Below are 8,907 nucleotides of genomic sequence, written 5' to 3' on the forward strand. Positions count from 1 at the left end.
TAGCTCTCAGTTTTGCGCAGCACGTTTCGGCGCGGTTGCCAGAACGAACCAACCTAAGCAAACTTCACTAAGTAATTGACTTGCGGAACGCTAAGTCCCAGTGGCGCCGAAAACAATGTAGTAGCAAAGTACGTCGCCAAAACCACTCAGTAACGCAACAACCATAATCAGCTAACAACAACACTAATGAGTGTTTAAGCAACCAAACCACTATCTTTTATTCCCCACCAACCCACCACCAAGAATAATTAAAATCAAATTAGCATTGACGAACAAAAATTAATATGTTTTAATTAAACCAATATTTACAGGAAGGGACTTATGACACATGACAACCACACTAACCCAAGTTAATGCGTTTTATTACGGCTATTACTTTAGTTAGCGTCCGCAGTTTCGATGCGGACGCCCAACCATCGCGTTCGCGTCTAAAGCTAAGCCGTAAGTTGTCGTGCCCAGCTAGACGTGTTAATCTAGCTGAGTTGTCATTATTCCATCACGGATAAAACAAGCAACCAGCTGGATACCTTGTCTAGCTGGTTTTTTTATTTATCATAAGGAGTGAGTGAATGTGACAAAATCAACGGAATCAACTTCAGAACAGCCTAAAATGCTGACGGTGGCCCGCCAGCGGATCAATACATTGGACCAACAGATCGTCGGCCTCTTAGCGCAACGGTTTGACGCGGTCACGATGGTCAACGAGGCCAAGCGGACGGCGAACTTGCCCGTCATGGATCACGGTCGCGAAGATCAAGTCCTTGATCGGGTTGCCCAACTGGATCCGAATCCGGCGACGCGCAAATACATGCGTGATATTTACCAACACATCATGCGCAATTCTAGAGAGTATCAGGATGACTTAACCGCAGCGCGCGACACCACTCACTAACTTCCAACAAACACAACTAAAAAATTGACGTTCCAAGAAAGGACACATCACATGAATTACTTAACAGCAGGCGAATCACACGGTCTCCAATTGACCGGGATCATCGAAGGCCTACCAGCCGGATTAAAATTAGACATCGACGCGATTAACGCCCAACTGGCAGCGCGCCAAGGCGGCTATGGCCGAGGCAGTCGTCAAAAGATCGAACACGATGAAGTCACCATTGTCGGCGGCGTTCGTCACAAGATCACGATGGGCTCACCAATCGCCTTAGTCGTCAACAACCGCGACCACGCCCACTGGGGCAAGATCATGGATCCAACTGCTGAAGAGGATGCTGAAAACACGTTACGTCAAGTGAACCGGCCTCGTCCAGGCCACGCCGATTTGGTTGGTGGGATGAAATACGGCCACCGCGACCTCCGAAACGTCCTTGAACGGTCATCAGCCCGGGAAACGGCCATTCGGGTCGCAATCGGTGCGGTTTGCAAGCAATTCCTCGAACAGTTAGGCATCCAACTGGTTGGCTACGTACAACAAATTGGTGCCGTTAGCGCGGATGACCAAGCACCGTTGGACGTTGCGAAGATTCAAGAAACCATCACCAGCAACGACCTCCGTATCGTAGACGCAACTAAGGTCGATGAGATCCACGACTTGATCGACAAGACCAAGAAGGATGGCGATACCTTGGGCGGCATCATCCGAGTCGTTGCCACCAACGTGCCTGCCGGATTGGGTAGCTACATTAGCTGGGACACCAAGTTAGACGCCAAGTTAGCCGGTGCCGTGATGGGTATGAACGCCATGAAGGGTGTCGAAATCGGCGACGGCTTCAAGGCCGCTACTAGTTTCGGGAGCCAAGTGATGGACGAAATCGACTGGCACGATGGTGACGGCTTCACCCGTGGTTCTGACCACTTGGGCGGCTTTGAAGGCGGGATGACTAACGGCATGCCAATCATCGTTAAGGCAGCCATGAAGCCCATTCCAACCCTCTACAAGCCACTTCAAAGTGTCGATGTGAACACGAAAGAAGTGAAGAAGGCCAGTGTGGAACGCTCCGACACGACAGCCATCGTGCCCGCATCAATCGTCATCGAAAGTATCGTTGCCATCGAATTGGCTAAAGCCATCACCGATACCTTCGATGCCAGCAACATGGACCGCTTGAAAGCACAATTAGCCGCCTACAAAGACGAACTAACTAACTACTAAAACGACTTAATGAACTATTAAACTTGGAGGCACGTAAACATGAAGACCCTTAAAGGAAAACCAGCAGCTGGCCTACACGGCGAGCTCGTTGTACCAGGCGATAAAAGTATTTCGCACCGTGGCATCATGTTTGGTGCGATCAGTGAGGGACAGACGACGTTGACCCACTTCTTAACGTCAGCGGACTGTTTGTCGACCCTCAATGCATTTAAACAACTCGGGGTACCCATTGAACGCGAAGGCACCACGGTTAAGATTCAAGGGGTTGGCTTGCACGGGTTGAAGGCCAGTGACCAACCGCTTGATATGGGTAATTCCGGGACCACGACCCGCTTGATCATGGGGTTGCTGGCAGGACAACCATTTGACAGCACGTTGATTGGCGATGCTTCGTTATCGAAGCGGCCGATGAAACGGGTCAGCGTACCCTTGGCGCAAATGGGCGCTAAAATCGACACGACTGACGGTCACTTGCCGGTGACGGTAAAGGGCACTAAGTTACACGCGGTGAACTACCAATTAAAGGTTGCCAGCGCGCAAGTGAAGAGTGCGTTGATCTTAGCGGCGTTACAAGCTGAAACGCCAAGTACCTTAATTGAACAGTTGCCAACTCGGGACCACACGGAACGCATATTGACGGCGTTTGGTGCCGACGTTCAAACCGCTGACGATGGTGTGACCATCACCGTTCAACCACAGCCTCACATGACCGGCCAAACGATGACGGTGCCTGGTGATATGTCATCAGCCGCCTTCTTCATGGTTGCTGCTAGCTTGGTACCCGGTTCTAAGATCACGTTGAAGGACGTTGGCTTAAACAAGACCCGGACCGGCTTGCTGGAAATCCTGCAACAAATGGGCGGCAAAGTCACCATTAACACTACGCCAACCGATGGGGAACCCATTGGCGATTTAATCATCGAAGCAACCGATTTAAAGCCGATTGAGATCGGGAAGGAACAAATTCCCGCCGTGATCGACGAATTGCCACTGGTGGCCTTATTAGCCGCTAAGGCGAACGGTGTCAGCAAGGTGACCGGTGCTGAAGAGTTACGGGTCAAGGAAACGGACCGGATCAGCGCTATCGTTCAGGAATTTAAGAAATTAGGGATTGCCATTGAAGAGTTACCAGACGGGTTTGTGATCGACGGACGCCAACCATGGCACGTAACGGATACAGCACTAGATGCCCACGATGATCACCGAATCGGGATGGTTTTAGGGGTCGCAGCCTTGCTCGTTGACACACCGTTGACGTTGAAGGGTGCCGAAAGCGTTGGCATCTCGTACCCTGAATTCTTCGATGATTTAGACCAACTACTGTAAGGGAGTGACGTGGCGTTGACAACGGTATTAATTAGCGGGTTAGGGTTGATCGGTAGTTCGATTGCCCGAGTGATGAAACAAAGCGATGAAGCGCCAACCATTTTAGGCGCCGATCCAAACGACGATACGAGCCAGTTTATGGTCGACCAACATTTGGTCGATGAACGCGTGACGTTGACGGAGGCGGCTGGCCGGGCCGATATGATCGTACTGGCCGGACCGGTTTCCATAATCGTCCAACAACTGAAAGAACTGGCAAACTTACCGCTGAAAGCGGACGTCTTAGTGACGGATGTCGGTAGCACCAAAACGCAGGTCATGCAGGCTGCTGAAGGGTTACGTGCGCGCCACGTGGCCTTTATGGGCGGCCACCCGATGGCGGGCTCCCACCAAACTGGGGGCCGTTCCGGGCGGGTTGACTTGTTTGATGGCGCCACCTACTTCTTGGTGACGGGGTGGCAGACGGCTGCCCAAACGGCGGCATTTAAACGCTTCCTCGCCCCTGCTTCGCTGAACTGGGTCACCATGAGCGCCACGGAGCATGATGCGCTGGTGAGTGAAATTAGCCACGTGCCCCACGTTTTAGCCGCTAACCTTGTTAATACCGCAGCCCAACAGCTGCAACACGACCCCGTTGGCCTGAACGCCGCGGCCGGGGGCTTTAAGAGTACGACCCGGATCGCGGGTTCAGATCCAACCATGTGGACTGCCATTATGCTGAGCAATTCCGAAGCCATCACCACTCAGCTAACGGCGTACATAGACGCGCTTCAAACGATTCAAACGGCGATTCAGCACCGCGATGAGCCACAGATTTACCAATTTTTCGAGCACGCCCAGGCGGTTCGACAACGGCTAGACAGCCATGAGGGAGGAAACAACAAATGAAAGCCATTTTAGTAGGGTTCATGGGTAGCGGTAAAACCACGGTGGGGCAGTTATTAGCCCAACGCTTAGGCACGACTCAACGCGACTTAGACGCCGTGATCGTTGACCGCGCCGGTAAGAGTATCCAACAAATTTTCGACGACGAGGGTGAAGCCAGCTTTCGCCAAATGGAACACGACACCTTAGCGGACGTGTTGGAAAATACTTCAGGAATTCTCTCCACTGGTGGTGGAACACCGATTCAACCCGCTAACTTTGACCTGCTGAAGGCGAGTCCGGTGCCAGTGATCTTACTCAACGTGAAGCCGGAGACGATTATGGACCGGTTAGCGGATGATACTGACCGGCCACTGGTCAAGGAACTGGGGTTAGACGGCCTAGTTGACTTGAAGGGTGAACGTGATGCGCGCTACCACGGCGTTAGCGATGTTGAGATCCAAACGGATGAACTCACACCGGAAGAGGTTGTGGATGCGATTTTGGCTAGTAACGTGCTTTAATTGATAAGTTGTTAGACTGCATGTCGAGATTTCCGGGATGCAGTTTTTTGTTTGAGCTGACGATTCCGGTGGCGGCTAGGTTCAAGCTGTGGGGACCGGCCTGAGCCGAAGGGCGGTCTCAGCCCTCGACTCTAAGCCTCGCCAAAGTTCGCGCGAGTCTTAGAGTCGTCCCCGATGATGGGCGGTTGTCGGAAGAACACCAACAACCACCCATCATCGCGACACAGCATGGACCTAGCCGCCACCTCCATCTCACATTGGTGCAGTACGGCCACCTTCGCGGATCATCTCAAGTGCTTAACTAAACGGCTTACTGCGGTATCGTAACGACTGACGTTAATTAGACAAGTCGAGCCAAACCTCGTAAACAACAGAACAACCAATTTGTTGATATAATACTATAGAAGTAATTTCACCAAACGAAAGGAAGTCGCACCCGCCATGGAGATCATTTCAGTGCCGCTACAACTTGAACGCCCCCGGACTCAGCGTTATCAGGATGGGACTAGCTTTAACTACCTCGTGATGAAGAGCCCGTTTCGGATGGATCAGTATGGCGTTCATTTGGAGTTGGCGGATCATAAGGGGAAGGTCTACCAGAAGATCGAAGTGTACTTCCAACCCGGACAGCAGTTGTCGGATCCGTTTGAGGCGAATGGCCGGGAGTACCGGCTAATGCTGGTGACAACGGGCACGTAATCGAACACCAACCAGTAAGTTAGCGCTAAGTGCGGTCTGCCGTGCATAGGCGCTTTTTAATTGCTCAATTATGAGCATCGGAACAAGCGATTAAAAAGTTCTAAATATTTTTAGAAATCACTTGGAATTAACCGGTCAACGGGTTATACTCAACGCTGGTAATGAAGCTTGATGCGTCATGCATTGAGACAGAAAATAAAGGGAGCGAGAATTTATGAAGAAATTGGCCGTATTAACAGCCAGCTTAGTTGCCGTATTTGGTTCTTAGGGTTAGCAACGTCTACCCAAGCCTCAGCTGCAACCAAGACGACAACGGTAGCTACTAATAGCCCAAGTTTGAAGGTAAACTCGGTTTACAGTACCTCTACTAAGATCACTGGGAAGGCGACGAAGGGTGTGTCAATCATCGTTCGTAACGCTAAGAACAAGACGATTGCGACGTCAACCGCTTCTAAGAAGACCGGTGCTTACACCGTTAAATTGTCTTCTAAGTTGAAGGCCGGTACCAAGATCTACGTTTACGCTCGTAACACAACGACGAAGCACTACTTCTACCGGATTATCACCGTTCAAAGTCCTAAGACGACTACGACGAAGACGACCACGACTAGTTCAAAGACTAGTTCTAAGACGACCACGACTAAGTCAACCACGTCATCCAAGACAACCAGCAAGGCTGCTAGCTTCAAGGTTAGCACCCCAACTGGGACTTGGCAGACTAAGACTTACAAGGGTTGGGCAATGAAGTTTGACTTCAGCCAAAAGACTGGTTTGAACGAATACGTCACTTACGGCAAGAAGACGGCTCACCCAGTTAAGAACGCCACTTACAGCGTTGATGCTAAGACACCAACTTTCTGGAAGGTTAACGTTAAAGCCAAGAACGGCGACAAGTCTACGTTCTACATGCGCTTTACCGCCAAGAACAAGTTTGTGCTGGTTAACAGCAAGAACCAACGGGTTAAGTTATCAGTTGGTAAGGCCCCAGCATCTTACTACATCTTTACGTTACAAAAGTAATTTCAATGAACTGAGTCACTCAGTTTAATGTGGATAGCACCGCGGATTCCTAATATTGGAATTGGCGATGCTATTTTTTTGTCGACTTTTTTGGAGAAAATTCGGGTAATGGAATGGTTAGTGTTTGATTTTGAACATAACCAATCAAATGAATTAAAATGAATCACTTGCTGGGAAGATGTCTGAATTGGGCTTTGAAAGCAAAATGTAAGCGACGTTAGCGGTAACGGGTAATTCGATTGCTCGAAAGTGTTGGATAATGGTGACGGTTTGCGTGATATTGGTGAAACCATTGTGGAACGGTTGTCAGAATAAGCTACATAGATGGTGATCGGATTAGGTGATGGCAACTCAGAATTAAAAAGTAGCTTAATAGATACTATAAGATTTTATGAAAACTTTTGATAATAAAAATGATAGTCTTTTTCTAGAAGAAAGTGTGAATAATCTGTGAATTTAGATTTGCATTAATATACATTAAATATTCAAAAAAAGTTAAAGTAATTAATGGATTTTTGACCTTCAAGTATTATTAAGCGAAAAAAGATGATTGCTAAATTAATATGTCGAAAAATCGAATATGTATTTTTTTAAACAGATTTTCAAGAAAATATCAAACTAATGCGTCAAAATGTCTGTAAAAGTCCTCGAATTATGAAATTAAAATAATTTTTTTAATAAATTTCAAACTTGTTAATCAGACAAACTATCTCTGTTGTACCAATGGATGAGCTAATGAACTTTTAGTCTGAATTATGCAATATATGATTAATTAATCAAATTAATTATTGACAAATGACTTATAAAAATTATAAGATTATTACAACAAAAAACGAACGAACTTACAAAAGACGACCAACATAACTTTAAAGCCGCCTGAGTAGTCCGTCCTGTTAATCCACTAACAGAAGGAAGGCGATCCATGCAAAAACGACAAAAATGAAAGTCCAAACACCGATGCTCGACACTGTGGACATTAAAAATTTAGGAGGCAATTATTATGATGACGATTAAAACTACTAAGAAGATGGTTACTAGCGCAATTCTGTTCTCAAGCTTACTGGGTGCAACGATAGTTTCTAGTGTAACTAGTGTGACAACTGCCAACGCGGCAGAAGTGACTACAACGGCTAAAGCAAGTGATACTAGTTCGGTGAAGATGCTGGCAAAGCATTCGGCAACGGCGACGAAACAGGTTGCTGCGGTGACTGTAACTCAAAATATTGCGTATGGCGTTGATTGGCTCAAGAATACGTTGGATCATGCTTCACTGGATGCTTGGGATGCAGTTGCTTTGAATCAAAGTGGGCTTAGCGATGCTTGGACGGCTGACGATACAGATATCGATGGATTAAAGGCGACAATTATCCAAAATATTGAGGCCGGGTATAGTGATGGAGCTTCGTTAGCAACAAAACCACAAACTACGGATTACGAACGTGATATCCTAGGCTTATTAGCAGCCGGTTATTCGCCAGACCAATTGACAGCGGTACCAAGCACGACGAATGATTCAACTACTGATCTAGTTGGTTTAATGGTTGATGGACTTACAGACGGGAATCCAGATGTCTATGCGCTCTCGTATGGTATTGCGGCATTAACCTCTATGAAATTAGAGAGTGATGATGCAACCTATGATGATGAAATCAAGACAGCCATAAATCAATTACTGGCACTACAGGGTGTCGATCCTACTAACAATAACGAACAGACAAATTCTGGGTATTGGAAAGATAGCTACGGCGGCATTACGGACGTTAACGGGATGGTTCTCCAAGCGCTAGCGCCATATGCTAATGGAACCTCTACAGTGAGCGATATTGACACGGCAACGGTTAAAACTGCTGTGACAACGGCAGCCAATGCCATTACTAGTACTGAAAACGGGTTCTTACAAGCAGATGGTAATATTTACGACAGTAACTCACTTTATGGAGAGGCTAATTCGAGCTCAAACAGCATGGTGCTTGCGGGTCTTACTGCCTGTGGCATTGAGTTGACAGATAGTACGGGGTCAATTAACGATAAAATTGCAACGGCAATCTTAACTTATCAAGTTGCCCAAGGTGAAACGGATGCTGGTAGCTTTAACTGGGCAAGTGATGCAACTTATGATCGACACTTATCGACTCAGGAAGGAGTTTATGGTCTAGATCAATATAACAATGGGAGTGCTAAATGGTTATTCGATTTTACTAGTACGGACTGATTGGATTAACTGAAGATTTTTAAGATAAAGAAACTGACCCTTTTAAAAAGTGAGGGTCAGTTTTTTATTCGGCGAAATCGTAGAGTAAATAGTAATTAAGAAGTTAAATAATGAGCAAATTTTTTAGCATTTTGCAAATATTAGAAAGAAAT

General features: G+C 47.3%; 8 protein-coding genes. All 8 read left to right on the forward strand.

Annotation, left to right across the window (positions count from 1 at the left end; all coding sequences use genetic code 11):
- Positions 1-571: 571 nt before the first annotated feature.
- The 8 genes from JCM2765_RS15025 to JCM2765_RS15060 all read left to right on the forward strand — a co-directional run bounded on the left by JCM2765_RS15025 (position 572) and on the right by JCM2765_RS15060 (position 8,755).
- Positions 572-892 (forward strand): chorismate mutase, encoded by a 321-nt coding sequence (locus tag JCM2765_RS15025; RefSeq protein ID WP_054737403.1) that lies wholly within the window; start codon positions 572-574, stop codon positions 890-892.
- Between the two features lie 51 nt (positions 893-943).
- A complete protein-coding gene (aroC, locus tag JCM2765_RS15030) occupies positions 944-2,110 on the forward strand; it encodes a chorismate synthase (RefSeq protein WP_054737404.1) in 1,167 nt (388 codons plus the stop codon).
- A gap of 39 nt (positions 2,111-2,149) precedes the next feature.
- Positions 2,150-3,436 (forward strand): 3-phosphoshikimate 1-carboxyvinyltransferase, encoded by a 1,287-nt coding sequence (aroA, locus tag JCM2765_RS15035; RefSeq protein ID WP_054737405.1) that lies wholly within the window; start codon positions 2,150-2,152, stop codon positions 3,434-3,436.
- 15 nt (positions 3,437-3,451) lie between these two features.
- Positions 3,452-4,324 (forward strand): prephenate dehydrogenase, encoded by an 873-nt coding sequence (locus JCM2765_RS15040; RefSeq protein WP_054737409.1) that lies wholly within the window; start codon positions 3,452-3,454, stop codon positions 4,322-4,324.
- Positions 4,321-4,824 carry a shikimate kinase gene (locus tag JCM2765_RS15045; protein ID WP_054737406.1) on the forward strand — a complete coding sequence of 168 codons (504 nt, stop codon included), beginning with the start codon at positions 4,321-4,323 and terminating at the stop codon, positions 4,822-4,824. Before JCM2765_RS15040 ends, JCM2765_RS15045 begins: the two co-directional genes overlap by 4 nt.
- 441 nt (positions 4,825-5,265) lie before the next feature.
- A complete protein-coding gene (locus JCM2765_RS15050; RefSeq protein ID WP_054737407.1) occupies positions 5,266-5,523 on the forward strand; it encodes a hypothetical protein in 258 nt (85 codons plus the stop codon).
- 183 nt (positions 5,524-5,706) lie between these two features.
- Positions 5,707-6,543, forward strand: coding sequence for an Ig-like domain-containing protein (locus JCM2765_RS15055; protein WP_162231427.1), 837 nt, complete (start codon positions 5,707-5,709; stop codon positions 6,541-6,543).
- A gap of 1,000 nt (positions 6,544-7,543) precedes the next feature.
- On the forward strand, positions 7,544-8,755 hold the full coding sequence (locus JCM2765_RS15060; protein WP_054737408.1) for a hypothetical protein: 1,212 nt from the start codon (positions 7,544-7,546) through the stop codon (positions 8,753-8,755).
- Positions 8,756-8,907 lie beyond the last annotated feature (152 nt).

It is taken from the genome of Secundilactobacillus similis DSM 23365 = JCM 2765 (genome assembly GCF_001311075.1).
Taxonomy (GTDB): Bacteria; Bacillota; Bacilli; order Lactobacillales; family Lactobacillaceae; genus Secundilactobacillus; species Secundilactobacillus similis.

Coding starts and splice junctions, on each gene's coding strand:
- JCM2765_RS15050 (WP_054737407.1), top strand. CDS start 5,266: ATGGAGATCATTTCAGTGCCGCTACAACTTGAACGCCCCCGGACTCAG.
- aroA (WP_054737405.1), top strand. CDS start 2,150: ATGAAGACCCTTAAAGGAAAACCAGCAGCTGGCCTACACGGCGAGCTC.
- aroC (WP_054737404.1), top strand. CDS start 944: ATGAATTACTTAACAGCAGGCGAATCACACGGTCTCCAATTGACCGGG.
- JCM2765_RS15060 (WP_054737408.1), top strand. CDS start 7,544: ATGATGACGATTAAAACTACTAAGAAGATGGTTACTAGCGCAATTCTG.
- JCM2765_RS15045 (WP_054737406.1), top strand. CDS start 4,321: ATGAAAGCCATTTTAGTAGGGTTCATGGGTAGCGGTAAAACCACGGTG.